Origin of the sequence: Micromonospora sp. NPDC049274, from assembly GCF_040678875.1 — a bacterium.
Taxonomy (GTDB): domain Bacteria; phylum Actinomycetota; class Actinomycetes; order Mycobacteriales; family Micromonosporaceae; genus Micromonospora.
On sequence record NZ_JBFAQS010000002.1, the window covers coordinates 446,233 to 471,779 of the forward strand.

20 protein-coding genes and 1 pseudogene are annotated in these 25,547 nt (G+C 71.1%); 7 read left to right on the forward strand and 14 right to left on the reverse strand.

What is annotated here, in order from left to right; genetic code table 11:
* Positions 1-21: 21 nt before the first annotated feature.
* Complete coding sequence (locus tag AB0K10_RS05655; RefSeq protein WP_363680288.1) at positions 22-1,341, reverse strand: DUF6350 family protein; 1,320 nt, start codon at positions 1,339-1,341, stop codon at positions 22-24.
* Between the two features lie 202 nt (positions 1,342-1,543).
* Here AB0K10_RS05655 and AB0K10_RS05660 point away from each other — a divergent pair, with 202 nt between their 5' ends.
* On the forward strand, positions 1,544-1,804 hold the full coding sequence (locus AB0K10_RS05660) for a DUF4190 domain-containing protein (RefSeq protein WP_363680290.1): 261 nt from the start codon (positions 1,544-1,546) through the stop codon (positions 1,802-1,804).
* Between the two features lie 63 nt (positions 1,805-1,867).
* Here the strand turns inward: AB0K10_RS05660 and sucD are convergent, their stop codons facing one another.
* From sucD to AB0K10_RS05675, 3 genes are all read right to left on the reverse strand, one after another.
* Positions 1,868-2,755, reverse strand: a complete 888-nt coding sequence (gene sucD / locus AB0K10_RS05665; RefSeq protein WP_363680292.1) for a succinate--CoA ligase subunit alpha — start codon at positions 2,753-2,755, stop codon at positions 1,868-1,870.
* 2 nt (positions 2,756-2,757) lie between these two features.
* Positions 2,758-3,936 carry an ADP-forming succinate--CoA ligase subunit beta gene (gene sucC, locus AB0K10_RS05670; protein ID WP_007465023.1) on the reverse strand — a complete coding sequence of 393 codons (1,179 nt, stop codon included), beginning with the start codon at positions 3,934-3,936 and terminating at the stop codon, positions 2,758-2,760.
* Positions 3,937-4,386: 450 nt separating this feature from the next.
* Entirely contained in the window at positions 4,387-4,791 is a 405-nt protein-coding gene (locus AB0K10_RS05675; protein ID WP_203178796.1) for a cobalamin B12-binding domain-containing protein, read from the reverse strand.
* 427 nt (positions 4,792-5,218) lie between these two features.
* On the opposite strand from AB0K10_RS05675, the gene AB0K10_RS05680 reads away from it, so the two are divergent.
* Both AB0K10_RS05680 and AB0K10_RS05685 read left to right on the forward strand, forming a co-directional pair.
* Positions 5,219-5,926, forward strand: a complete 708-nt coding sequence (locus AB0K10_RS05680; protein ID WP_363680295.1) for a M23 family metallopeptidase — start codon at positions 5,219-5,221, stop codon at positions 5,924-5,926.
* 273 nt (positions 5,927-6,199) lie between these two features.
* Positions 6,200-6,967 carry a M23 family metallopeptidase gene (locus AB0K10_RS05685; protein ID WP_363680296.1) on the forward strand — a complete coding sequence of 256 codons (768 nt, stop codon included), beginning with the start codon at positions 6,200-6,202 and terminating at the stop codon, positions 6,965-6,967.
* Positions 6,968-7,066: 99 nt separating this feature from the next.
* Here AB0K10_RS05685 and pcrA read toward each other — a convergent pair whose 3' ends face one another.
* A complete protein-coding gene (pcrA, locus tag AB0K10_RS05690) occupies positions 7,067-9,472 on the reverse strand; it encodes a DNA helicase PcrA (protein ID WP_363680298.1) in 2,406 nt (801 codons plus the stop codon).
* Between the two features lie 314 nt (positions 9,473-9,786).
* Here pcrA and AB0K10_RS05695 point away from each other — a divergent pair, with 314 nt between their 5' ends.
* Positions 9,787-10,173: a chorismate mutase gene (locus tag AB0K10_RS05695; protein ID WP_363680300.1), complete on the forward strand. Its 387-nt coding sequence runs from the start codon at positions 9,787-9,789 to the stop codon at positions 10,171-10,173.
* Between the two features lie 134 nt (positions 10,174-10,307).
* Here the strand turns inward: AB0K10_RS05695 and AB0K10_RS05700 are convergent, their stop codons facing one another.
* From AB0K10_RS05700 to AB0K10_RS05735, 8 genes are all read right to left on the reverse strand, one after another.
* On the reverse strand, positions 10,308-11,321 hold the full coding sequence (locus AB0K10_RS05700; protein ID WP_363680302.1) for a dipeptide ABC transporter ATP-binding protein: 1,014 nt from the start codon (positions 11,319-11,321) through the stop codon (positions 10,308-10,310).
* Complete coding sequence (locus AB0K10_RS05705; RefSeq protein WP_039909015.1) at positions 11,314-12,342, reverse strand: ABC transporter ATP-binding protein; 1,029 nt, start codon at positions 12,340-12,342, stop codon at positions 11,314-11,316. Before AB0K10_RS05705 ends, AB0K10_RS05700 begins: the two co-directional genes overlap by 8 nt.
* 25 nt (positions 12,343-12,367) lie before the next feature.
* Positions 12,368-13,327 (reverse strand): ABC transporter permease, encoded by a 960-nt coding sequence (locus AB0K10_RS05710; protein WP_007465041.1) that lies wholly within the window; start codon positions 13,325-13,327, stop codon positions 12,368-12,370.
* Complete coding sequence (locus AB0K10_RS05715) at positions 13,320-14,246, reverse strand: ABC transporter permease (RefSeq protein ID WP_007465043.1); 927 nt, start codon at positions 14,244-14,246, stop codon at positions 13,320-13,322. Before AB0K10_RS05715 ends, AB0K10_RS05710 begins: the two co-directional genes overlap by 8 nt.
* A 149-nt stretch (positions 14,247-14,395) precedes the next feature.
* Positions 14,396-16,036, reverse strand: coding sequence for an ABC transporter substrate-binding protein (locus tag AB0K10_RS05720; RefSeq protein ID WP_363680305.1), 1,641 nt, complete (start codon positions 16,034-16,036; stop codon positions 14,396-14,398).
* Between the two features lie 684 nt (positions 16,037-16,720).
* The gene (locus AB0K10_RS05725; RefSeq protein ID WP_363680307.1) at positions 16,721-17,872 is read right to left on the reverse strand and encodes a thioester domain-containing protein; all 1,152 of its coding nucleotides are present in this window, start codon (positions 17,870-17,872) and stop codon (positions 16,721-16,723) included.
* A gap of 190 nt (positions 17,873-18,062) precedes the next feature.
* The gene (locus tag AB0K10_RS05730) at positions 18,063-18,749 is read right to left on the reverse strand and encodes a response regulator transcription factor (protein ID WP_363680525.1); all 687 of its coding nucleotides are present in this window, start codon (positions 18,747-18,749) and stop codon (positions 18,063-18,065) included.
* Positions 18,750-18,751: 2 nt separating this feature from the next.
* Positions 18,752-20,017, reverse strand: coding sequence for a PspC domain-containing protein (locus AB0K10_RS05735; protein ID WP_363680527.1), 1,266 nt, complete (start codon positions 20,015-20,017; stop codon positions 18,752-18,754).
* A gap of 159 nt (positions 20,018-20,176) precedes the next feature.
* Here AB0K10_RS05735 and AB0K10_RS05740 point away from each other — a divergent pair, with 159 nt between their 5' ends.
* The 3 genes and pseudogenes from AB0K10_RS05740 to AB0K10_RS05750 all read left to right on the forward strand — a co-directional run bounded on the left by AB0K10_RS05740 (position 20,177) and on the right by AB0K10_RS05750 (position 24,265).
* Positions 20,177-22,171: a PspC domain-containing protein gene (locus AB0K10_RS05740; protein ID WP_363680309.1), complete on the forward strand. Its 1,995-nt coding sequence runs from the start codon at positions 20,177-20,179 to the stop codon at positions 22,169-22,171.
* Positions 22,168-22,353, forward strand: a pseudogene (locus AB0K10_RS05745) (hypothetical protein); the annotation flags it as partial. The gene AB0K10_RS05740 and the pseudogene AB0K10_RS05745, both read left to right, overlap by 4 nt.
* 658 nt (positions 22,354-23,011) lie before the next feature.
* Positions 23,012-24,265, forward strand: a complete 1,254-nt coding sequence (locus AB0K10_RS05750; RefSeq protein ID WP_363680311.1) for a phosphatidylserine decarboxylase — start codon at positions 23,012-23,014, stop codon at positions 24,263-24,265.
* Between the two features lie 57 nt (positions 24,266-24,322).
* Here the strand turns inward: AB0K10_RS05750 and AB0K10_RS05755 are convergent, their stop codons facing one another.
* Positions 24,323-25,261, reverse strand: coding sequence for a phosphatidylcholine/phosphatidylserine synthase (locus AB0K10_RS05755; protein ID WP_363680313.1), 939 nt, complete (start codon positions 25,259-25,261; stop codon positions 24,323-24,325).
* Positions 25,262-25,547: the final 286 nt, after the last annotated feature.

A 25,547-nucleotide genomic window follows, 5' to 3' on the forward strand; every position in this document is an offset into this window, starting at 1 on the left:
CCCGCCCGCGCCGGCGGGCGGTCAGAGCCCGGGCCGCGGCGGCGGGGTCGGGGCGGCGCGCGGGCTCCGGGCGAGCACCCGGGTGGCGGCGGCGCCGAGCAGCGCGCCGGCCGCGACGACACCGGCCGCCACGGCGCCGACCTGCCAGGCCACCGGCCCGAGCTGCGCCAGCCGCCCCCCGCCGAGCGGCCCACCGGAGGCCGCGGCGGCGGCGCCGAGCAGCACGCCGGCCACCGGCCCGGCCAGCGCCGCCGGCGCCAGCAGCTCCGCCCAGCGCCGCGGCGGGCGCTCCGGCCCGTCGGACCGGGCCAGCCGGCGAGCGAGCAACCAGCCGGCGACCATTCCGGCCAGCACCGGCACCGCGAGCAGCAGCGCGCCGAGGCCGTCCACCGGGCCGCGCGGCAGGCCGGCGAGCAACGGTACGGCCGGCAGCGCGCCGACCGACACCTCACTGGTACGCACGGCCGTGTCGACGCCGACCGCGAAGCCCGGCCCGAGCAGGTAGCTTGTCGACCACACCGCGGCGTTCGGCGCGTACGCCGTGCTGACCAGGGTGATCCCGGCCTGCCCGGCCACCCCGGTCCGGTACGCGCCGATCATGTCCGCCGCGTCACCGCCACCGGTGGCCACGGCCAGGCCGGCCGCTCCGGCGCCCGCCCCGAGCAGGAGGAGCGCGGCCACCAGCCCGGTGCGTACGCCGTCGCGCAGCGGGCCGGGTATCCGGGTGACGAGCAGCCGGGTCACGGCGGTGACCCGGATCGCGCCGACCAGTGCGCCGAGCGTGCCGACCACCGCGAACGTGGCCGCCGTCCGCACCGGGGACACCTGCGGCCCGCCCGCACCGATCAGCACCGCGGCGAGCGCGCCGAGCAGCGCGTACGCCAGGCCGACCGCTCCGGCGGCGAGCAGCGCGCGGCGCGGTGAGCGGGTGTCGCGGGCGCCGATCGCGCGGCTCGCGTGCACGCCGGCCCGGGTCAGTCGCCAGATCGCGAGGACGGTGAGCGCCAGCGGGGCGAGCCCGAACGGGCCCGCCTCGGTGTGCAGCGGCACGCCGTGCCCCACCAGCCAACCGGCCAGCGCGGTGCGCAGAGTGCCTTCCAGCGTGGTGGAATCCGCGCCGAGCTGAACCAGGCCGAGGACGATGGCTACCGGCAGGTACGACGTGAGGGCCGCCCCGACGGCTGCCACCCCGGCGGCGACGGGCAGTGGTGCGCGCCCACGCGGCGACCCACCGGCGCGCGGCGCGGGCACCCGCCGACGCGGCGCGGCGCGGTCGACCGGCCGGTCGTCGGCGCGTACGCCGCCGGCACGGCGGGGTGGGTCAGGGGTGACGGGGGACATCCGCTCTACTCTGGCACGTCGCGCGGGCGGTGGCAGTCCGTTAACCCGCCTCCGACGGCGGCGAGTTGGGCGAACCGGGGTCGGGGTGGCCTCGTCGGGTCTAGCGTCGGGCCAGAGAGGGTGGCCGTCGCCGGCAACCGGGGCTCATCCGCCGATCGCGGCCCGGGTCGGCCCGCCCGCCCACGACCGCCCGGAGGTAGCCGTGACGTCCGCATACCCGCCACCCCCGCCGGCCAGGGGACGCGACCGCACCACGCTCTGGGGCGTGCTGGGCATCGTCCTCGGCCTGATCTGTTGCGGCATCCTGGGCATCATCTTCGGCTACCTGTCGCTGCGCGACGCGCGGCGCAACGGCCAGTCGCCGGTCCTCGGGTACCTCGCCATCGTGTTCGGCGTGATCAACATCATCGGCGGCTCGATCCTGCGTCTCACCGGCAACTACCCGTTCTGGAACAACGACTGACCCGGCGGTACGACGAAGGGGCCGACCAGTTCTGGTCGACCCCTTCGCTGTTGTCGTGCCGGCTCAGCTGCCGGACATGATCTCCCGCATCAGCTTCGCGGTCTCGGTCGGCGTCTTGCCGACCTTGACGCCGACGGCTTCGAGCGCCGCCTGCTTCGCCTCGGCGGTGCCGGCCGAGCCGGAGATGATCGCCCCGGCGTGACCCATGGTCTTGCCGGGAGGCGCGGTGAAGCCGGCGATGTAGCCGACCACCGGCTTGGTGACGTTGCCCTTGATGAACTCGGCGGCCCGCTCCTCGGCGTCGCCACCGATCTCACCGATCATCACGATGGCGTCGGTCTCCGGGTCGGCCTCGAACGCCTTGAGGGCGTCGATGTGCGTGGTCCCGATGATCGGGTCGCCGCCGATGCCGACGCAGGTAGAGAAGCCGATGTCGCGCAGCTCGTACATCATCTGGTAGGTCAGCGTGCCGCTCTTGCTGACCAGGCCGATCCGGCCGGCGCCGGTGATGTCGGCCGGGATGATGCCGGCGTTGGAGGCGCCCGGCGAGGCGATGCCGGGGCAGTTCGGCCCGATGATCCGGGTCCGCTCGCCCTGCGCGAGGTTGTACGCCCAGAACGCGGCGGTGTCGTGCACCGGCACGCCCTCGGTGATCACCACGGCCAGCGGAATCGCGGCGTCGATCGCCTCGACCACGGCGGCCTTGGTGAACTGCGGGGGTACGAAGATGACCGAGACGTCAGCCCCGGTCTCGGCCATGGCGTCCGCCACGGACGCGAAGACCGGCAGCTCGGTGCCGTCGAAGTCGACCTTCTGGCCCGCCTTGCGCGGGTTGACGCCGCCGACGACGTTGGTGCCGGCGGCGAGCATCCGCCGGGTGTGCTTGGAGCCCTCGGAGCCGGTCATCCCCTGAACGATGACCTTCGAGTCCTTGGTCAGCCAGATAGCCATGATCAGACCCCCGCAGCTGCCAGCTCGGCGGCCCGCTCGGCCGCGCCGTCCATGGTGTCCACCCGCTGTACGAGCGGGTTGTTCGCGCCGTCCAGGATCGCCCGGCCGGCTTCGGCGTTGTTGCCGTCGAGCCGGACGACGAGAGGCTTGGTGACCTTCTCGCCGCGCTGCTCCAGCAGGGCGAGCGCCTGGATGATGCCGTTGGCGACCTCGTCGCAGGCGGTGATGCCGCCGAAGACGTTGACGAAGACGCTCTTCACTGCCGGGTCGGAGAGCACGATCTCCAGCCCGTTCGCCATCACCGCGGCGCTCGCGCCGCCGCCGATGTCGAGGAAGTTGGCCGGCTTGACGTTGCCGTGCCGCTCACCGGCGTACGCGACGACGTCGAGGGTCGACATGACCAGACCCGCGCCGTTGCCGATGATGCCGACCTCGCCGTCGAGCTTGACGTAGTTGAGGTCCTTGGCCTTCGCGGCCTGCTCCAGCGGGTCCACGGCGGCCTGGTCGACCAGGGCCTCGTGGTCCGGGTGCCGGAACGCGGCGTTCTCGTCCAGGGTGATCTTGGCGTCGAGCAGCAGCAGCCGCCCGTCACCGTTCTTCGCGAGGGGGTTGACCTCGACCAGGGTGGCGTCCTCGGCGACGAACGCCTGCCACAGGCCGACGGCCACCTCGACGACCTGGTCGGCGACCTCGGCCGGGAAACCGGCGGCGGTGACGATCTCCCGCGCCTTGGCCTCGTCGACGCCGGTGTTGGCGTCGATCGGCGCCTTCACCACCCGGTCCGGGGTGTCGGCGGCGACCTGCTCGATGTCCATACCGCCGGCCACGCTGGCGATGCAGAGGAAGGTGCGGTTCGCTCGGTCGAGCAGGTACGAGAAGTAGTACTCCTCGGCCACGTCGGCGGTCACGGTGATCATGACCTTGTGGACGGTGTGGCCCTTGATGTCCATGCCGAGGATGTCGGTGGCACGGGCCACCGTCTCCTCGGCGCCCTCGGCCAGCTTCACGCCGCCGGCCTTACCTCGGCCGCCGACCTTCACCTGCGCCTTGACGACCACGCGACCGCCGAGGCGTTCGGCGATCGCACGGGCCTCTTCCGGGGTAGTGGCGACGCCGCCGGCCAGCACGGGCAAGCCGTGCCGCTCGAACAGGTCCCGCCCCTGGTACTCGTACAGGTCCACGATTGCGCGTCCCGTCCCGTCTCCGCGGCGCGCCGTCGCGCCGCCACCAGCGTTCAGAAAACAGTTTGACGCCTGTCATCAGTTGAAACAGGCCATTGGCGGCAGCCTAGCGAGGTGGGCACCGCCGGCAACCGAGCGGGTGCACGGTGTGCGGTAATGCACAACCGGGTGCCGACTGCGGCTGATTTCGGCCGCGTCGCGGTCGGCATCAATCGTCCGGGCGATGTTGCCGGGGGTCCGTAACCCGCCCGTCGGGGCGTCGTTGAGTCAGGTGTCGGCGCGCTGAGCAGCGCAAAGACGGGATACGGCCGATGCCCTGTCGGTCGAGGGGTGGCGGCGGGGCATCGTGCATAGAGGGGCCGGACGTGTGAGGGGTGCGTCCGGCCCCTCCCCCGTGCCCAAAATCGGGTCAGAGCGGCCGACCGGCGCCTCGGGCGACCGGCCGACGCCTCAGGCGACCGGCTGCGCCACGTTCTGCCGAACCCACTCGACGATCGCCTGCGTGGTGGCGCCCGGCGTGAAGATCTTCGCGACGCCCAGCTTCTCCAGCTCGGGGATGTCGCCGTTGGGGATGATGCCGCCACCGAACACGACGATGTCGCGGGCGTCCCGCTCACCCAGCAGCTCGAGCACGCGACGGAAGAGCGTCATGTGCGCGCCGGAGAGTACGGAGAGACCGACGGCGTCGGCGTCCTCCTGGATGGCCGTCTCCACGATCTGCTCGGGCGTCTGGTGCAGGCCGGTGTAGACGACCTCCATCCCCGCGTCGCGCAGGGCACGTGCGACGACCTTCGCGCCACGGTCGTGGCCGTCCAGACCGGGCTTCGCGACGACGACCCGAATACGAGAGCTCATCAGCGCACACCTTTCACCGGCTCCACGGCCTTCACCTGAACGAACGGTAACCCGCCCGACCGGCACCGGGAAATCCGGGCCGGAAACACGTCCGACATTCCGCCGACGTCGGGGCGTCGCCTGCGGCACCTCCTCACCCGGGCCCCGGCGTCAAGCCGGACGACTCCGCCGGATCGGTCACGCTCGGCGACGAACGGGTGGTTACGGGGGCACCGTTTGACGGCGCGATGCATGACAATCTTGGACGCAAACGGACAGATCGACACGCCAATTCGGCGCTCTGGCTTGTGACTCGCCTGGTGGTTGGCTAACGTGTCCACGGTTGTCATCAGGTCCATGGACGGGTGACGACGCGGTTGGCAGACGTTCACCAGAGCTTCACGGACGTCCACCGGCCGCCTCGGAACCCCGACAACGGAGGGTGTGCGTGCGCCAGCGCCTGTCGTCTGAGCCCGATCGATATCGCGGTCGCCGCCGCGTACCCACCCCACCGCGTAGTCGTTACGCGGCCGTCGTCACCACCGCCTTCGTCGGCGCGGGCATCGTCGCGCTGGGTGCGTCGGCCCTGCCGGACGCCAAGGACGTCAGCCCGACGGTGCTCGACGAGCTCAAGCAGGCGTCGATCACCAGTCAGGACGTCGCGGCCCGTGCGGACAACGCCGATCGCGCCTCCCGGGACAGCCGCACCAAGAAAGCGGCCGAGTCCGAGGTCTGGATGCTGCCGCTGCAGGGCTACGACTTCAACTCCCCGTACGGGTTGCGGTGGGGCAAGCTGCACACCGGCGTTGACCTGGTCGTCCCCGAGGGCACGCCGTACGTGGCGGTCCACGACGGGCTGGTCACCAAGGCCGGCTGGTTCGGCGGCTACGGCTACGCGGTCATCGTCCAGCACAGCGACGGCAGCGAGGCCATCTACGGCCACTCCTCCGCGCTCAGCGTCAAGGAGGGCCAGCAGGTCAAGGCGGGCGACCAGCTGGGCCTGGTGGGCCAGACCGGCCACGCCTACGGCACCCACCTGCACCTTGAGCTGCATGTCAAGGGCGCGCCGATCGACCCCGTGCCGTATTTGCAGGACCGCGGAGTGGACATCAAGACGCAAATCGAGGCAATCTACAACGACGTAGCGGGTTCCTGACGCTGCGTACTGCTCGTTGACCGCCCGGATCTATCGATCTGGGCGGTTTTTCGTTGCCCCGGTCCGACGCATGTCTGCTGGATCACAGGACGGACTGTGACCGACGGCACGACGGCGCATGATCACTTTTCCGGACGGACCGCTTCAGACCGGCGCATACCCGGTCAGCCGGTCTGCCACCCACGATCCCGACGCCCGGTCCCGGGCGGTCGTCCGGCTCGGCCCGACACCAGTATTTCGAGGTCAAGTGCCCCTCGACTGTGAAGGTCCGCCGTGCAGGAAGACAGCCCCGTCCAGAACGAGAACACCCCCGACACCACCGTCGAGCAGCCGCGACGTGGCCGCCGACGGAACCGCCTCATCGTGCTCGGCGCGGCCGCGCTGGTCGCCCTCGGTCTGGGCGGAGTCACCGTCGCCACCTCCGGGCCCGACCGGCCGGCACCCACCGCCGTCTCGCTCGACGCCCAGTCCCGGGCCGATGCCGCCAGTCGGGCCGACCGCTCGGCCCGCGAGTCCAGCGCGCCGGCCTCCCCGTCCGCCAGCCCGACCGTGAGCCCGTCAACGGCCAGCGCGAGCCCGACGCCGACGAAGACGGCCACCGCGAAGCCGAAGCCCAAGCCGAAGAAGACCACCAGGCCGACTGCCGCCTGGGTCGACCCGCTGCCGGGCGCCTCGGTCACCTCCTGCTTCGGAGAGCGGTGGGGCACCCTGCACGCCGGGATCGACCTGGCGCTGCCCTCGGGCACCCCCATCCGCGCCGCGGCCGCAGGCACCGTCACCCAGGCCGGTGACGCCGCCGACGGGTACGGCAACTCGGTCTTCATCGACCACGGCAACGGCTACCTGACCCACTACGCCCACCAGAGCCGCATCGCGGTCAGCGTCGGGCAGGCGGTCAAGGCCGGCCAGGTGATCGGTTACGAGGGCGCCACCGGCGATGCCACGGGCCCGCACCTGCACTTCGAGGTGCACCAGGGCATGTGGAACCAGATCGACCCGGCGCCGTTCATGCGCGCGCACGGCGTCGACCTGGGCTGCTGAGCCTGGCGGCCGGCACACGATCCTGAAAGAGTGGCCTCCGCCGGCGCGGAGGCCACTCTTTCCATGTTCTAGCGCGATCTTGCGGTGCCGCCTCGGGTGTCAGAGCTTGTCGACCGGGGCGTGGCGCAGCACCAGCCACATGGTCTGGTCGCCGAAGTCGATCTGCGCGCGAGCACCCGGCCCGTGCCCCTCCACGGCGAGCACGCGCCCCAGCCCGTAGCGCTGATGGTTGACCCGGTCGCCGGCGGCCACCTTCGGCCCCTGCGGCAACTCGCTGGCCGTGGTGAGGCGACTGGCGTCCACGCCGAGCCGCTGGGCCAGTTGCGCCGCCTTCGGCGTACCCCCGGTGAAGGTGCCGCGCCCGCCGGGCACGCGGTCCGCGCGCCCGCCGACGCCGCCGCCCCCGCCGGCCCACGAGGTGTACGACCCCTCGGTGCGCTCCCAGCGCACCAGCTCCGGTGGCAGCTCCTCCAGGAATCGCGACGGCGGGTTGTAGGAGGGCTGTCCCCATGCCGAGCGGGTGACCGCCCGGGAGAGGTAGAGCCGCTGCCGGGCGCGGGTGATGCCGACGTACGCCAGTCGGCGCTCCTCCTCCAGCTCACGAGTGTCGCCCAGCGAGCGCAGGTGCGGGAAGACGCCGTCCTCCAGCCCGGTCAGGAAGACCACCGGGAACTCCAGGCCCTTGGCGGTGTGCAACGTCATGAGCGTGACGACACCCTGGTGGTCGGGGTCGTCGGAGGGGATCTGGTCGGCGTCTGCCACAAGCGCGACCTGCTCCAGGAAACCCGCCACGGTGGCCCGCTCGCCGTCCGCGCCGGTCGCCTCGATCCGCTCGGTGTACTCCCGGGCGACACTGACCAGCTCCTGGAGGTTGTCCACCCGGCCCGCGTCCTGCGGATCCAGGCTCTCCTCCAGCTCGGTGAGGTAGCCCGAGCGGGTCAGCAATGCCTCCAGCACCTCCTCCGGGGTGCCGGTCTCGGCCAGCTCCCGCGCGCCGTCGAGCAGCGCCACGAAGTCGCCGATGCCGTTGGCCGCCCGCGTGGAGATGCCGGGCGCCTCCCGGGCCCGGCGCAGCGCCGCGCCGAAGGAGATCCGATCGCGGCTGGACAGCGCCTCGACGCACGCCTCCGCGCGGTCGCCGATGCCCCGGCGGGGGGTGTTCAGCACCCGCCGCAGGCTCACCGTGTCGTCGTCGTTGACCACCGAGCGCAGGTACGCCAGAGCGTCGCGGACCTCCTTGCGCTCGTAGAAGCGCACCCCGCCGACCACCTTGTACGGCAGGCCGGCGCGGATGAACACCTCCTCGAAGACACGGGACTGGGCGTTGGTGCGGTAGAAGACCGCGACGTCGCCGGGGCGGGTCTCGTCGGCGTCGACCAGCCGGTCGATCTCCCGGCCCACCCAGTCCGCCTCGGCGTGCTCGGTGTCGGCCACGTAGCCGACGATCCGCTCGCCGTCGCCGGCCTCGCTCCACAGCCGTTTCGGCTTGCGGGAGGTGTTCCGGTCGATCACCGCGTTGGCGGCGTTGAGGATGGTCTGGGTGGAGCGGTAGTTCTGCTCCAGCAGGATCGTCCGCGCGTCGGTGAAGTCCCGCTCGAACTCCAGGATGTTGCGGATCGTCGCGCCCCGGAACGCGTAGATCGACTGGTCGGCGTCTCCGACCACGCACAGCTCGGCCGGCTCCAGCCCGTCGGTGCCGGAGACCAGCTCCTTGATCAGGACGTACTGGGCGTGGTTGGTGTCCTGATATTCGTCCACCAGCACGTGCCGGAACCGCCGCCGGTAGCTCTCCGCGACGTGCGGGTGGGACTGGAGCAGGTGCACCGTCGTCATGATCAGGTCGTCGAAGTCCAGTGCGTGGGCCTCGCGCAGCCGGCGCTGGTAGAGCGTGTACGCCTCGGAGAGCGCCCGCTCATTGGGCCCGCTGGCCCGCGCGGCGAACTGCTCCGGGTCGACCAACTCGTTCTTGAGGTTGGAGACCTGGGCGGCCAGGCCACGCGCCGGGTAGCGCTTCGGGTCGAGATCCAGCTCGCGGGTGACCAGCTGCATCAGTCGCCGGGAGTCGTCCGCGTCGTAGATCGAGAACGTCGACTTGAGGCCGGCGTGCTCGTGCTCGGCCCGCAGGATGCGGACGCACGCAGAGTGGAACGTCGACACCCACATCAGTCGGGCCCGTGGCCCGACCAGCGCGGCGACCCGCTCCTTCATCTCGCCGGCCGCCTTGTTGGTGAAGGTGATGGCGATGATCTCACCGGGATGCACGTCCCGTGCGGCCAGCAGGTAGGCGATCCGGTGGGTGAGCACCCGCGTCTTGCCGGACCCCGCACCGGCAACGATCAGCAACGGGGAACCGGCGTGGCTGACGGCGTCGCGCTGCGGCCCGTTCAGGCCGGCCAGGAGCTGCTGCGGATCGAGGCGGGCGGAGGCCGACCCGGGCCGGTGCGGACGGGCCGGCGCGGACTCCGGCGCGGGCGGGGACGCGGGAATGTCGAAGAGAGGATGCATCGCGCGACAAGTCTATGCCGCCGGCCGGACACTTCCCGAGCGCGCCGTACGCCAGGGCGGGCCGTCTCGCCGGCGCCTGCGGGTACGGGGCCGGGCCGCCCTTTTGGGCGTGAATCCTTGCGCGTCGGCCACCGGCGTGGGCATACTCGACGGCGTGATCGCTGCGCGCTACTACTTTTACTACGGCACCGGGAGTCCGGCAGCCGTAGGTCGCGCCTGATCGACAGACCTACGAAAAGCCCCGGGCTCCTGGAGCCCGGGGCTTTTTCGTCCCGGGTTCCGGGCACCGGGCACCACAGCGCGAGAGGTACCCGATGATGACAGACGTGGTGGAGCAGAACGGCGGTCCGGCCGGCCCGGAGGCGGGCCAGCCCTCGGTGAGCGGTGGCACACCGGAGGTCCCTTCGGCGCGAAGCGACGACCCGGCCGAGGCACGGACCGGCACCGTGGAGCCGACCGCCGCCGCGCGGATCGTGCAGATCAGGGAACGGATCGACGAGATCGACCACGCGTTGATCGCGCTCTGGCAGGAGCGGGCCGCGTTGTCGCAGGAGGTCGGGGCGACGCGGATGGCATCCGGCGGAACCCGCCTGGTGCTCTCGCGGGAACGGGACATCCTGGAGCGCTTCCGGGTTGCCCTGGGCGCCGACGGCACCCAACTGGCGCTGCTGCTGCTGCGCGCGGGCCGCGGGCCGCTCTGAGGCCCCGTCGGTGGGCCGCCGGTGTCTCGGGCCGGGCCGAAGCGGCGCGGGAGCGTGGCGGCCGGCTCAGGCACCCCGGACAGACGAAACCGCCTGCCGTCGTCGTGGTGACGTCGGCAGGCGGTTCCGGTGACTCACGCCTCGTGGGTGGCGACGATCTCGCGCCGCTCCGCGAAGTGGCAGGCGCTCGGGTGGTCCGAGTCGCGCCGGATCTCCAACAGCGGGACCTGCTCGGCGCAGACTTCCTGCGCCTTCCAGCAGCGGGTCCGGAACCGGCAGCCCGAGGGCGGGCTGATCGGCGACGGCACGTCACCCGTGAGCCGGATGATCGTCTTGTTGTTCCGCTGGGTCGGGTCCGGCACCGGCACCGCCGAGAGCAGCGCCTGGGTGTACGGGTGGGTCGGCCGCTCGTAGATCTCGTCCTCGGTGCCGATCTCGACGATCTTGCCGAGGTACATCACCGCCACCCGGTCTGAGAGGTGGCGGACCACCGACAGGTCGTGGGCGATGAAGATGTACGAGAGCCCCAGCTCGGTCTGCAGCTTCTCCAGCAGGTTCATGACCTGCGCCTGGATGGAGACGTCCAGGGCCGAGACCGGCTCGTCGCAGACGATCACCTCGGGCCGCAGCGCGAGCGCGCGGGCGATGCCGATGCGCTGACGCTGACCGCCGGAGAACTGGTGCGGGTACCTGTTGATGTGCTCAGGGTTGAGCCCGACCAGGTCGAGCAGCTCGCGGACCTTGGCCCGACGACTGCCCCGGGGCGCCACCTCCGGGTGGATCTCGAACGGCTCCCCGATGAGGTCACCGACAGTCATCCGCGGGTTGAGCGAGGTGTACGGGTCCTGCATGACCAGCTGGATCTGCCGACGCAGTCGACGCAGCGCTCCACCGGAGAGCTTGGAGATGTCCTGGCCCTTGTAGACCACGCTGCCGGCGGTCGGCTTCTCCAGGTTCATCAGAACCCGGGCGAGGGTCGACTTGCCGCAGCCGGACTCGCCGACGACGCCGAGCGTCTCTCCGGACCGCAGACCGAACGAGACCCCGTCGACGGCCTTGACCTGACCGACGGTCTTCTTGAACACCACACCCTGGGTGACGGGGTAGTGCTTGACCAGGTCACTGACCTCGAGGATGTTCTCAGACACGGTTCACCAGCTCCTCGGCGAAGTGGCAGGCGCTGGCCCGGGCGGGGCCCACCTGAAGCAGCGGGGGCACCTTCTCCCGGCACACCGGCTGAGCCATGGGGCAGCGCGGGTTGAACGGGCAGCCCGGCGGAATGTTCATCAGGTTCGGCGGGAGGCCCTTGATCGTCCGGAGCTGCTGCCCCTTCTCGTCAAGACGCGGGATCGAGTCGATCAGACCCAGCGTGTACGGGTGCGCCGGCTTGGCGTACAGGTCGTACACGTCGGCTTCCTCGACGATCCGGCCCGCGTACATGACGGCGATCCGGTCCGCGACGTCGGCAACCACACCGAGGTCGTGGGTGATCAGGATCATGCCCATCTGCCGCTCACGCTGGAGTTCCGCGAGCAGGTCCATGATCTGGGCCTGCACGGTCACGTCGAGCGCGGTGGTCGGCTCGTCCGCGATCAGCACCTCGGGGTCGAGCGCCAGCGACATCGCGATCATCGCGCGCTGCCGCATACCGCCGGAGAACTGGTGCGGATAGTTGTTGTACCGGCCCTTGGCGTTCGGGATCTTGACCTGGTCGAGCATCTCGATCGCGCGCTTCTTGGCCTCCGCGCGACCCAGACCCCGCCGAACCCGGAACTGCTCGGCGATCTGGAACCCGACGGTGAAGACCGGGTTCAGGGCGGACAGCGCGTCCTGGAAGATCATCGCGATGCCCTCACCGCGGATGCGGCGGCGCTCCTCGGCGGACATGCGGAGCATGTCCTTACCGTGGAAGCGGACCTGCCCACCGGTGACGAAGCCGGGGGGCGTGTCGAGGATGCCCATGATCGTCTGCGCCGTGACGCTCTTACCGGAGCCGGATTCGCCGAGCACGGCGAGGGTCTCCCCCGCGTCGACGTGATACGTGACCCCGTTGATGACCTTTGCGACGCCGTCCCGGGTACGGAACTCCACCCGCAGGTCGTCGACCTCGAGCAGCCGGCCGGAGGGGCGCCCGGACCCGCCGGATCCCGGCGCGGACTGCTCAGACACGAGAATGTCGGACACTGGATCTCCCCTAGCGGAGTTTCGGATCGAGGGCCTCGCGGACCGCTTCACCGAGCATCACGAAGCTCAGCACCGCGGCGACGAGGAATGCGGCCGGGAAGAACACGAGCCCCGGCGCGACCCGGATGAAATCCTTGCCCTCGCTGATCATGATGCCCCAGGACACCACCGGCGACTTCAGGCCGACACCCAGGAACGACAGGGTTGCCTCGGCGCCGATGAACGAGCCGACCATGATCGTGCCGTAGACCAGCAGTGGGGCCAGGCAGTTCGGCAGCAGGTGCTTGAGGATGATCCGGCCGCTGCCGGCACCCAACGCGCGCGCCGCAACGATGTAGTCGGCCTCCTTGGTGGAGAGCACCGAGGAGCGCATCAACCGCATCACGACCGGCCAGCTCAGCACGATCAGCGAGATGATCACCAGGCCCATGATCTCGGCCTTGCTGTTGCTGCTGCCCGAACCGTTGAACGTGGTCAGGATGACGATCGCGCCGAGCACGAACGGCACTCCGAAGAACACATCCGCGACCCGGCTGAGAATCGTGTCGACCCAGCCACCCAGGTAGCCGGAGATGATGCCCATGAAGCCGCCGACCAGCAGGGTGCCGACCACGGAGAGCACGGCGACCACGATGGAGGCACGGGCGCCGTAGATGACCCGGGCGTAGACGTCCCGGCCCTGCAGGTCGTACCCGAACCACGCGTCGCCGGACGCCTTGTTGAGGCTGCGCGAGAGCGCTCCGTTGACCGGGTCGCCCGGGGCGAACAGCGACGGGAAGGCCGCCATCAACAGGAAGATGACGATGATCGTCGCCGAGATCCAGAACAGCGGCTTGCGGCGCAGGTCCCGCCAGGCGTCACCGAGCAGACCACGAGGCTTCTCGTTGCCCTGCGGCCCGGGGGTGGCGGGGGTGTCGGTCGGCTGCGCGGCAGGGGTGCTGACGATCGATGCGGTACTCGGGTCACTCATAACGGATCCTCGGGTCCAGGGCGGCGTAGAGCAGGTCGACCAGCAGGTTCATCAACAGATAGACGACCACCAACACCACCACGATGCCAACCACGGTAGCGCTCTCCTTGGTGACGATCGCGCGGTAGACCTCGCGGCCGATCCCGTTGATGCCGAAGATGCCCTCGGTGACGATCGCGCCGCCCATCAGGGCGCCGAGGTCGGTGCCGAGCAGGGTGACGACCGGAATGAGCGAGTTGCGCAGCAGGTGCACACCCACGACCCGGCGCATCGGCAGGCCCTTGGCGATGGCGGTGCGCACGTAGTCGGCACGGCGGTTCTCCGCGATGCTCGTTCGGGCCACCCGGGCGATGTACGCCACCGACGCGCTACCGAGCACGAAGCCCGGCACGATCAGCTCGGAGAACCGCATCTCGGAGGAGACGGTCGGCTTGACGATGCCCCACTGCACACCCAGCAGCCACTGCAGCACGAAGCCGACGACGAACACCGGCAGCGCGAGCAGGAAGAGGGTCGAGACGAGGACGAGGTTGTCCAGGAAGCCGTTGCGGCGCAGACCGGTCAGGATGCCGGCGCCGAGGCCGATCACGGCCTCGATGGCGAGCGCGACCAGAGCCAGCTTCAGGGTGTTCGGGTACGCCGTGGCGATGATGTCGCCGATGTCGCGCTGCGAGAACGTCTGGCCGAAGTCGCCCTGGAGCAGGTTCTTCATGTAGTTGCCGTACTGCACGAAGACGTTCTGGTCCAGGTGGTACTTCTCGGTCATGTACGCGACGTACTGATCGGGGCAGCGGCGCTCGCCACACTTGCCGGCGAACGGATCGCCGGGGACGGACCAGACGAGCCAGTAGATCAGGAAGGTCGAGCCGATGAAGACCGGCACGAGTTGGAGCAGCCGTCTCAACAGATAACGGCCCATGGGGTGGTCCTCCAGACAGGGGGCGCGTCGGACGGCCGACACGGTGGTGACAACGTGGCGAGTGGAGTGTTGTAGCACCCACTCGCGGAACGGCCCCGGGTCGGGCTCACCGGATGTGGCGAGCCCGACCCGGGGTCAGACCGTTCGGATCAGAGCTCGACCGAGGTGATGTCGAGTTCGCCGACGTTGTTCAGCTCGAGCTTCTTGATCTTCTCCGAGTGGCCGGACTGCTGGCCGTAGAAGTAGATCGGGATGCTCGGGACGTCCTGGTCGACCTTCTCGATGGCCTTGGCGAAGGCCTCGTGCGAAGCCTCGAGGCTCGGCGCGGAGCTGGCCTGCTTGGCCAGGGTGTCGACCTCGGGGTTGGTGTACAGGCCGTCGTTGGACGAGCCACCCTTGACGTAGAGCGGGTTGACCCAGTTCTCCACGTCCGGGTAGTCCTGCTGCCAGGCGGCACGGTACGGGCCGGTCATCTTGTGGGCGTTGATGTTCTGACGGAACACCGCGAAGGTCGGGATGCCCTCGGCGCGAGCGTCGATACCGAGGTTGGTCTTGACCTGCTGCGCAACCGCGTCCATCCAGTCCTTGTGGCTGGAGTCCGAGTTGTAGTAGAAGACCATCTCACCGGTGAAGCCGCCGGCCTCGGTCAGCAGCTGCCTGGCCGTGGTCGGGTCGAACTTGCAGGCGGTGCAGTTACCCGGCTTGGCGCCCGGGGTCAGCGGGTTCGCCCAGCTGTCGGCCGGCTTACGGGTGCCGAAGAAGATCTTGTCCGAGATCTCCTGCCGGTTGATCGACAGCGAGACCGCACGACGCAGCTTCGGGTTCTGGAAGCGCTTGTCGTAGATCGGGAACGCGATCAGAGCGGTCGACGGCGTGACGGTGTTCAGGCCACGCTCACCGAGGTCGGTCTTCCACTTGTCGCCGGCGAGCGCCGAGGTGGGGACGACCTCCATGAAGTCCAGGTTGTTGGCGAGCAGGTCGGCGTAGGCCGCCGTCTCGTCCTGGTACAGCTTGACGTCGACGTCCTTGATCTTCATCTTGTCGCGCAGGCTGTAGTCGTCGAAACGAGTCAGCTTGATGAGGACGTTGTCCTGCCACGAGACGAACTTCACCGGGCCGTTACCGATCGGCTTCTTGCCGAACTCCTCGGGCTTCATGGTGAAGAACGCGTCCGGCAGCGGCATGAACGCGCTGTAGCCGAGCTTGGTCGGGAAGACCGCGGTCGGGGCGGCGAGGGTGACCTCGAAGGTCTGCTCGTCGATGACCTTCAGGCCGGACAGCTCCTTGGCCGTCGGGGCCGGGGCCTTCTGCGGGCCGTCGGCGCCGTCCGGGTCCTCGGTGTAGGTCTTGTCGAAGCCCGCGATGTCCGAGAAGAAGGAGCCGTTCTGCGCGCCGTTCGGCGAGTACGCGGCCCAGTTCCAGGCGTCGACGAAGTTCTTCGCCTTCACCTCGGTACCGTCGTGGAACTTGGTACCCTTCTTGATCTTGATCGTGAAGACCTTGGAGTCCTTGGTGTCGATGGACTCGGCCAGCGCGTTGCGCGGGGCCCCACCGTCGTTGGGGTACTCGACCAGGCCGGTCCACAGCCAGTCGATGATCTTGCCACCGCCGGTCTCCGTGGTGTTCGACGGAACCAGCGGGTTCTCCGGCTGGACGCCGTGGATGACGATCGCGCCATCCTTGCTGGCGGCGGCGTCGCCGTCGCCGTCACCGCTCGAGCAACCGCTCGCGACAAGCGCGGCAGCCGCGCTGAGCGCGATAGCGCTCGTCGCCCGCTTCGAGACTCTCATTCCGAGGGGCCTCCTCTTTCTAAACCTGGTTCCGTCGTGGGTTTCACGCACGTTTGGGGGGTGACACCGCCCGACCACCCCGGGGCGGGGGTCGCCGGGACCACAGGGAAGTTTGGGGACACCCCTGATGTTCCGATCCGCCGGGCTCCCTCACCCGACGATGCACGACCCTACGCAGGCGGCGCAGCCACGAACCCGCCGGGAAACAGCGAAGGTCGTGGTCGTCGGGCCGTGCGGAGTGCCACACACCAAGGGTGAGGTGCTGCCACTGTGACACCCACTGGCCTCTTTCGTGAAGGTGCCGTTATCAAGCCGTTAGTTGCCCGCCACGTTGCCGATACTTGAAAAATGATCATAAAACGGTCGTGATCAACGTCCCCGACCTGGAAGGACACCGCCTGCTGGCACGCTCCCCGCAGCGCTCAGGCTCGGCTTCTGTGAGCTATTCCGCTTGACGAGCACACGCAACGAGGTCCATCTCGGGCTCGATTTTCTTTGCCCGTCCGGACGAGGTCGGCGTCGTCTGCACGGGCACCATCGCCGGCTGGGTGGACGAGGGTGCCGTAGTCGGTTCTCTGACCAGCAAAGGGTCGACTCGGCGCCTGTCGACGCCGGCCGGCGCGACGACGCCGGCCCCGGCGCCGCACGAGGCGGGGCCGGGGCCGGCGGTGTGGCGGGGATGGATCAGGCGGTGAAGCGGACCTTGCGGCGACGCACCAGAAGCACGGCGACCGCACCCGCGGCGAGCAGCAGCAGTCCGGCGGTCGCCGCCATCGCGATCGGCGAACCGGTAAGCGGCAGGGCTCCACCGTTGCTGACCGGCGAGGTGGACGGCGCCGGGCTGGCCGGCTGCGCCGAGGCCGACGGAGTGGCCGACGACGCGCTCGGGGTCGGCGACGAGGTGGCCGGCGGCGTCGCGGGGGTGGCCGTGAAGGTGGCCCCCGCCCGGGCGGTGACGGTGGCGCCGGTGCTGCCACCGAGGATCAGCTTCTGCGCCGCCTTGGCGCCGGTGAACAGGAACACCCGGCCGAAGGAGACCGAGTCCTGCGCCGTCAGGGTCACGTTGACCGTGCCGGCGGCCTCGGCGGCCAGCCAGAACTGCCCGCCGTTGGTGGTCGTGGTGACAGGCTTGCCCTCGGCGTCGACGGCGGTGCCGCCGGTGACCGCGACGGTGATGGCGCCCGCCGGGCCCTTCACCGTGAACGGACCGGCCTTGCCGCCGACCGTCGCGGTGGCGCTGGCCGGGTCGACGGCCAGCTCGGCACGCGGCTCGGGCTGGTCGGTGGCGTTCGCGACCAGGTAGTCACGAACGCCCTGGATCACCGCGTACTGATCGCGGGGTTGCAGGCCCTTTTCCCAGGCGCCCAGCTCGATGCCGTCGCTGAAGTGCCAGACGGCGGTCTGGGTGCCGAAGTAGAGCAGCGTGTCCAGCTGCTTCTTACCGATCTTTGCTGGCGGCGTGACATGCGCGGCGGCGAGAAGCGCGGCGGAGTCGGCGTTCGGGTAGCCGTGGGTGAGCACCCACTGCACCTTCCCGAGGTTCTGCACCTCGGACTTGTCCCAGGTGCCCTCGTCGTACTTGCCGTCGAGCTTCACGTTCGTGTGGTAGTCGATGCAGAACGCCGGCACCAGCTTGCCGTCGATCTTCAGCGCGAGCGCGGACGTGGTGCGCGTCTTGCCGTCGAGCTTCAGGGTGACCTGGCTGCCCTCGACCACCTTGGCCACACCGGTAGCCGGAGCAGCGGCCGCGGCGCCCGCCACGCCGAGCGCCAACGCACCGCCGGCGACGGCCGCCAGTGCGACCCGCGCCCAGTGTCGTCCTCGTTGTCCCAACATCAAGAGTGTGTACCTCTCCCCCAGGGGTGACCCGCGACCGCGGGCACGCGTGAGCCGCCGCTTCCGCGGGATGCCAACACCCACGCGCGGAAACGGGACCGGGGCAGTATGGGGCGACGGATGATCGTTTGTCAGCCCCGCCCGGCGGCATCCGTGGCATGTGCCCGAAATGCCGGGGCGGAGGAATAGATCACACGAGCCGGCGGTCCGCCGCCCAGCGGGACAACTCGTAGCGGTTGGACATCTGGAGTTTGCGCAGCACGTTCGACACGTGTGTCTCCACCGTCTTGATGGAGATGAACAGCTCCTTGGCGATCTCCTTGTACGCGTATCCCCGGGCCAGGAGACGCAGCACCTCCCGCTCCCGGTTGGTGAGCTGGTCCAGCTCCGGGTCGGCAACCGGGGCGTCCGGTCGGGCCGCGAAGGCGTCCAGCACGAACCCGGCGAGCCGGGGGCTGAACACCGCGTCACCGTCGGCGACCCGACGGACCGCCGCGGCCAGCTCGTCCGGTGAGATGGTCTTGGTGACATAACCCCGCGCGCCGGCCCGGATCAACCCGATCACGTCCTCCGCCGCGTCGGAGACGCTCAGCGCCAGGAACTTGACCTGCGGGTGGGTGCGGCGCATCGCCTCCAGCACGGCGCGACCACCGCCATCAGGCATGTGGACGTCGAGCAGCACCACGTCCGGACCGGTGGCGGCGATCCGGGTGACCGCCTCGGCCACCGTGCTCGCCTCACCCACCACCTCGACGTGGGCGCCCAGCTCGGCACGCACCCCGGCCCGGAACATGGCGTGGTCGTCGACGAGGAACACCCGCAGGCGTTCGGGGCGGCTGGTCGCCGGGTCGAGGTGCTCCATCGGCTGCTCGGCCATGGTCATTTGTTCCTCTCCGCTGCGGACGAGTCCCGGGAGATCGGCAGGATCAGCCGGACCTCGGTCCCCTCCCCCGGGCCGGACCGGATCTCGGCCCGTCCGCCGTGCCGCTTCATCCGTCCGATGATCGAACCGCGTACGCCGTGCCGGTGGTCCTCCACCGTATCCGGATCGAAGCCCTTCCCCCGGTCCCGGACGAAGACGCTGACCTGATCGGGCTCCACCTCGGCGTAGAGCGACACGGTCTGCACGCCCGCGTGCCGGGCCGCGTTCACCAGCGCCTCCCGCGCGGCGGCGACAAGCGCCCCGACCTTCTCGTCGGTCTCCCGGTCACCCACCACGACGGTCTCCACCGTGATCGCGAAGGTGTCCTCGACCTCGGCGGCGGCCTGCTCCAGAGCGGCGGCGAAGCGCTCACTCGGTGACGCGGTGGGCTTGTAGAGCCAGTTTCGCAGCGAACGCTCCTGCCCCCGGGCCAACCGCTGCACCGTCTTGACGTCGCTGGCGTTGCGCTGGATCAGAGCGAGGGTGTGCAGCACCTGGTCGTGCACCATCGCGGCCAGTTCGGCCCGCTCCTGCTCGCGGATGCGCCCCTCGCGCTCCGAGCGGAGCTGACTGTACGTCCGCCAGAGCACCGGCGCGGCGACCACGCCGACCCCGGCCAAGCCGACCAGCGCGAAGATCACCCCGTTGATCACCGCGTCGAAGTTCTGTGCCGGCGAGTAGACCGCCGCGACGCCGATGATGCCGACCGCGACAAGCACCCCGCCGCCGATGAACCGGAGGACGAAGGCCCGCCTGTCGCTCTCCTCCACTACCGCCCCGAGCCACGGGACCGGCATCGTGTCGCCCCAGCGCCGCCGCCGCTCGGGCGCGGACTGGTGCCAGATGACCCCGGCGCCGACGGCGATGATCGCCACCAGCCAGCCGGCGGTGCCCGCCGCGCCGACCGAGTCGAAGACCATCACCTGGATGAGCAGGACACCCAGCCCGATCCCGACGAACGGGAGGAGCTGGGCCACGTCGCGCCGGGGTGGCACGGCGGTGTCACCGGGGCGCAGCGGCACCACCGCCCAGAAGGCCGCGTAGAGCAGCAGCCCGAGCCCACTCAGCCCGAGCAGCACCATGAACGCGACCCGCACGCGCAGCACCGAGATGCCGAGATGGTCGGCGATGCCGGCGGCGACACCGGCGGCCATCCGATGCTCGGGGGCGCGGTAGAGGCGCGGAGGCGGGGTCACGGTGCTGATCGGAAGCTCCCTGGTCATGGTGGTGGGCGGGGCGCGGTCGGTGAGTTCGATCGTCACACGCTGCGGCGTCCGCCGACCACGGGTGACGCCCCCGACATTCCGGCCGCTCGGATCTCAGGGTGGGGTCAGGGTCGGGTCCTGAGGCCGTTCGGGCGAAGCGGGCAGCAGGATCGAGGCATGACCGAGGAAGCTGCCCCGCCGCCCCGCCCCGGGTCGGCACAGCCGGGCGGTTCAGCACCGCCCGCATCAGCCGGAACGCCCGCCGGCTGGACCGAGCCCACCACGTTCGGCCCGCCCGCCCACACCGGCCCGGCCGCCGGACCGACGCCGGGCACCTACGAGCCTCCGAGCCCCAGCTACGCGCCCGACGCCGGCTGGGCGGCCGGCACGGACCACGGGCCTGGAGGGGGTACGACCGCCACGGACCACGGCCCCGGCGCCGGCTTCGCACCCGGCGCGGGCTACGGACCCGGCGGGGGCTACGGACCCGGCGCGGGCTACGGACCCGGCGGGGGCTACGGACCCGGCGGGGGCTACGGACCCGGCGGGGGCGGGGGTACACCTCCCGGGCCCGGCGGGCCGGGGTCGTCCGCGGGGCCGCTGGGCGGCACCGGTTTCACGTCGCGGTACGGGTTGGTCCGGCCGCGCGACGGCCGTTACCTGGCGGGGGTCTGCGCGGCGATCGGGCGCGCCACCAACACCGATCCGGTGCTCTGGCGCGTGCTGCTCGCGGTGCTCGGGTTCTTCGGCGGCATCGGCATCCTCGTGTACGTCGCCGCCTGGCTCATCATCCCGAACGAGGGCGACACTGCATCCCCGGTGGAGTCGATGCTGGGGCGCGGCCGTTCCAGCATGTCCCCGGTGACCGTGATCGTGCTGGGCATCCTGGTGGCGGCCAGCTTCGGCTACATCGTCACCGACGCCTTCCGCGCAGTGCTGCTCGGCGCGGCCATCCTGATCGGCGGCGCGTTGCTGCTCAACCGGGACAGCCGTGGGCCACAGCCCGGCGCCCAGGGCGGGCCGGTGCCGCCCACCCCGACCGGTACGCCACCCGGGCCGGTCCCGCCGGTCGCCTGGCCCGCTCCGGCGCACGGCGCGGTGCCGTCCACCGGTCCGCTGGCGACCGCGCCGTTGGCGGGCGGCTCTCCGGCGTACGCCGCGACGGCGCCGGGTGAAACGCCGAGCGCACCCACGTCCGTCCACGGCACCCAGCCGGCCACCGCCCCGCAGCCACTCGTCGGCGCACAGCCGGTGTCCGGGGCAGCCATGTCGTACGGGCCGGTGTCCGGGCAGCCGGCCGTCGCCACGACGGGGCAGGAGGCCGCCTGGCCGGCACCCGAGCAGGGCTGGACGGCCACCGCCACCGACGGCACGCCCACCGTCAACTGGCCGTCGGCGCCGGTGACGGCGGTGCCCGCCGGTCCGTCCGGTTACCCGGTCGCGGCGACGCCGGGCGGATATCGCCCCCCGTTCGCGCCACATGGCCCGTACGCCGCGCCGGCGCCGGCCGCGTACCCGCCGCGGAAACCGCCAAAGCCGCCGAAGCCACCGAAGCGGCCCCGGGAGCGTTCGCCGCTCGGCGCGGTGACCTTCTCGCTGATCTTCCTGGCCCTCGGCCTGGTCGCCCTGCTCGACCTGTTGGACGTCTTCGCCGTCACCGCGTCGGCGTACTTCGCGGCCGCGTTGGCCACGATCGGACTGGGGCTGCTGGTCGGCACCTGGTTCGGTCGGGCCCGCTGGCTGATCGCGCTCGGCCTGGTGACCGCCGCGGCACTGGGCACCGCCACCGTCGCCGAGTCCTACGACCGCATCCGCGGGGTGGACGGGGCGGTCACCTGGGCGCCCACCGACTACCGCGACCTCGCCGACCGGTACGAGAACAGCTTCGGTGACGCCGTGCTCGACCTGCGGGGCATCGACTTCACGAAGCGGGACAGCCAGGTGACCGTCGCGATCAACTTCGGTCAGGCGACAGTTGTCGTACCGCCGAACGTGGACGTCACCACAGTGGCCGACGTCAACGCCGGCGACGCCACCGTCTTCGGCAACCGTTCCGGCGGGATCGACGGCCGGCTGCGGGAGTCCACCGACCTGGGCGCGGACGGTCCCGGCGGCGGAAAGCTACGCCTGTACGTCCACGTCAATGCCGGCAACCTGGAGGTGACCCGGTGAAGGCTCACCGCACGGACCTGCTCTCTTTCGCCTTCGGGCTGCTGTTCCTGGCGCTGTCGGCCTGGTGGCTGCTCGCCCAGATTCTCGGGCTCGCGCTGCCACCGGTCGGCTGGTTCCTGGCCGGCGCGCTGATCCTGATCGGCGTCTTCGGTCTGGTCGGCGCGTTGGGCTCCGGCCGCTCCGGCCGCTCGGAGCCGAACGACGTCGCCGATCCGGCCACGATCGCGGCCCTGCAAGCCGGCGCACCGACCTCGGCGGCCGGGCCGGTCGCGGCCGCCGCCGAACCGGGCGTGCCGACGTCCGGGGTGCCCACCCCGACCTCCGACGCGGGCCTTCCGACGTGGACCGCAGACCACTCCACCTGGGACGCTCCCGTGCCGGGACCGGCGTCAGAGGCACCGACCGTGGCGATGCGGGCACCGGAGGCGCCGACAGCCGAGTTGCGGGTACCGGAGGCGCCGACCGCCGAGATGGGTCTGCCGGAGGCGTCCACCGCCGAGTCGCGGGCACCGGAGGCGTCGGCGGACGCGATCCACCCGGCCTGGCTGGCCCACGCGGCGTCGGAGTCGGAGGCCGCGCCGAGCTCCGACGGGGCCGACGCGCCGACCCGACCCGACCACCCGAGCGCGGCGTCGGCGGACGAGCCGGCGGACGAGCGGGAGGGCCGACGGCGGGAGTCCTGACCCTGGTTGTCGGTCCGCGCCGATGCCACGGCGATGCGGGCGGCGTGGGCAGGCGCATATGCTGGCCGGTGGAGATCTCGCCTCCGCCGGCCGGCCCGTCCCGCCGTGGCGGCCCCGCCGCGATTCCCGTCTCTACCCCGTCAGGAGCCCGCCCGACATGACGCAGTCCCCCGCCGTGCGTACCACCGGCCGGTCCGGTCCGGTCCGCATCGGCGAGCGAGCCGCCCGTACCCTCGTCACCGAGCTGGCCCGGATGAACGACCCGAAGGCCACCCTGCTGGTCGGCGCGAGCCCGGAGTCCCCGGTGCTGGCCGCGGCGATCGAGGCACTGCTCCCCGGTGACCAGCTCACCGTGGTGCCCGCCGAGTCGTCCGGCGCCACCGTGCTCCGCGAGCACATCACCGCCCAGGGCCGGTGGGTCGCCGATCGGGTACGCGTGGTCGACTCGCTCGCCGACGCCGAGGCCGCCGCCGTGGTCATCGCCGGCGAGGCGTTCACCGGCACCGCCGAGGAGACCCGGAGTGCCATCAACGGGCTGTCCAAGCACCTGACCGACGGCGCGGTGCTGAGCGTGGCGACCACCGCGACGCCGGGCCGGACGACAGGCGCGGCCACCGAGCTGGCCCGACAGGACGCCCTGTACGGCGTCGGCGGGGATCTGGTGCTTCGCAACACGCCGCCGGTGCGGGTCTACCGGCTGCGCTTCACCCCGGCCAGCCCGGCGGCGGCCGACCGGCTGGCCCCGGCGTACCGGCCGTCGAGCGTGCCGCTGACCCGGGGCATGCACATCGACTCCAACGGGGTGGCCGCGGCGGGCATCACGCTGGGCCTGGCGGCGCTGGCCCGGGTGGCGCGTCCGTCGTCGAAGCTGTGGCTGCTGCCGGCGCTGGCCGCCGGGCCGGTCGCCGCGTTCTTCCGTGATCCCCAGCGGGACGTGCCGGAGGATCCGAACGCCGTGGTGGCCAGCGCGGACGGCAAGGTCCTGTCGGTGCAGCGCCTGCACGACGAGCGTTTCGGCGACGGCGAGTGGCTGCGCGTCGCGGTCTTCCTCTCCGTGCTGGACGTGCACGTCAACCGGTCTCCGGTCGCCGGCAAGGTGGTGGACTACTTCGTCGCCGACGGCGGCTTCGTCAACGCGATGAAGCCGGACGCCGAGCACAACGTCGCCGCGTACACCGTCCTGGACACCAGCCGCGGCACGGTGGTTGTCGCACAGCGGACCGGCCTGATCGCCCGCCGTATCGTGCAGCGCGCGCCGATCGGCGCGCTGCTGGCCAAGGGGGAGCGCTTCGGTCTCATCCGGTTCGGCTCGCGGACCGACGTGTACCTGCCGGCCGAGGCCGCGGACCCGCTGGTGGGGCCGGGCGACAAGGTGGTCGGCGGCTCCACGGTCATCGCCCGCTGGCGCTGACACCGAGACGCGAAAACGGGGCGCCGCTGTCCGCGGCGCCCCGTTTCGTGTGTCGGATCAGGCGGTACGACGCTGGCGCAGCCAGAGCACCGGCCCACTGACCAGGTAGCCCACCACGATCAGGGCGAAGGTGAGCCGGATGTCGACGAGCGCGCCGAGCACCGGGGCCAGCCAGAGCCACGGCGGCAGCTTCACCAGGCGGGCGAGCTTGGCGTACGGGAAGCTGGACACCATCGCGAAGGCGAGCAGCGCCACCCCGGCGACAAGCACCAGGCCGGGCACCGGCAGGCCGATCGCCACGGTCACCGCGAGCACGGCCGCGGCCATGGTGGTGGGGACACCACAGAAGAAGCGGCCGTCCTTCGGCGAGACGTTGAAGCGGGCCAGACGGATCGCCGCACACGCCGCGACCAGGAAGCAGGCCACCGCCGCCGCAGCCGTCGACACGGAGCCGGCGAGCGAGGCATAGACCACCACGGGCGCGGCGAGGCCGAACGAGCACATGTCGGCCAGCGAGTCCATCTGGGCGCCGAACGGGCTGGCCACGCCGAGCTTGCGAGCCAGCGCACCGTCGAGGCCGTCGAAGGCGACGCAGGCGATCAGGCAGAGGGCGGCGATCCGCACCTCGCCCTGCATGGCGAGGAAGATGGCCAGCATGCCGAGCATGAGGCTGGCCAGGGTGCAGGCGTTGACCACGCCGAACTTCATCCGACGGGCCATCGTGCGCTCGCCGGGGAGCAGGGGGATCGACCCGGCGGTGGCCTCGTCGGCGTACGCCATCGGCGGCAGCGCCGGGCTGACGGGCATGACCGCCTCGATCTCCGCCCGGGTGGCGTCGATCGGCTGCCGGCTGAGCCGCTCCAGGCCGTAGCGACGGCGCTGGCGGTCGGCGTACCGGTGCTCAGGCAGTGTCAGGTCGGTGGTCCGCAGGTCACCGTCACGGCGACCCACCCGGACCAGCAGCACCTGGCGGGCGAACGTGCTGCTGCGGCGCAACGGGCCCGCCCAGCGACGCCCTGCGGGGCGCGGACTGTCAGTCGTACGACGCCGGCGCCATGGGGCTCTCGGCACGTTTCCTCCATCACCGGATCGGCTTGCCGCCGTTGTGGGGCGGGTGTCCGGCTGTCTCGTGCCGGACCTTGCGTGGCCCGGCAGCCGTTTTGCGGAGTACACCATCGCATAGGGGAACGTGGCTTGGCGATAGCTGCCGGCGGTACTTATCTGGTACAAACCGCGCGAACCGCCTTGTTATTCCCATCCCGGGCTCGATCGCCCGTTTCCT

Excerpts from the sequence above, each read along its gene's own strand:
- AB0K10_RS05655 (WP_363680288.1), bottom strand. The coding sequence starts at position 1,341 with ATGTCCCCCGTCACCCCTGACCCACCCCGCCGTGCCGGCGGCGTACGC.
- sucD (WP_363680292.1), bottom strand. The coding sequence starts at position 2,755 with ATGGCTATCTGGCTGACCAAGGACTCGAAGGTCATCGTTCAGGGGATG.
- AB0K10_RS05675 (WP_203178796.1), bottom strand. The coding sequence starts at position 4,791 with ATGAGCTCTCGTATTCGGGTCGTCGTCGCGAAGCCCGGTCTGGACGGC.
- pcrA (WP_363680298.1), bottom strand. The coding sequence starts at position 9,472 with ATGCATCCTCTCTTCGACATTCCCGCGTCCCCGCCCGCGCCGGAGTCC.
- AB0K10_RS05695 (WP_363680300.1), top strand. The coding sequence starts at position 9,787 with ATGATGACAGACGTGGTGGAGCAGAACGGCGGTCCGGCCGGCCCGGAG.
- AB0K10_RS05710 (WP_007465041.1), bottom strand. The coding sequence starts at position 13,327 with ATGAGTGACCCGAGTACCGCATCGATCGTCAGCACCCCTGCCGCGCAG.
- AB0K10_RS05715 (WP_007465043.1), bottom strand. The coding sequence starts at position 14,246 with ATGGGCCGTTATCTGTTGAGACGGCTGCTCCAACTCGTGCCGGTCTTC.
- AB0K10_RS05720 (WP_363680305.1), bottom strand. The coding sequence starts at position 16,036 with ATGAGAGTCTCGAAGCGGGCGACGAGCGCTATCGCGCTCAGCGCGGCT.
- AB0K10_RS05725 (WP_363680307.1), bottom strand. The coding sequence starts at position 17,872 with ATGTTGGGACAACGAGGACGACACTGGGCGCGGGTCGCACTGGCGGCC.
- AB0K10_RS05730 (WP_363680525.1), bottom strand. The coding sequence starts at position 18,749 with ATGGCCGAGCAGCCGATGGAGCACCTCGACCCGGCGACCAGCCGCCCC.
- AB0K10_RS05735 (WP_363680527.1), bottom strand. The coding sequence starts at position 20,017 with ATGACCAGGGAGCTTCCGATCAGCACCGTGACCCCGCCTCCGCGCCTC.
- AB0K10_RS05740 (WP_363680309.1), top strand. The coding sequence starts at position 20,177 with ATGACCGAGGAAGCTGCCCCGCCGCCCCGCCCCGGGTCGGCACAGCCG.
- AB0K10_RS05750 (WP_363680311.1), top strand. The coding sequence starts at position 23,012 with ATGACGCAGTCCCCCGCCGTGCGTACCACCGGCCGGTCCGGTCCGGTC.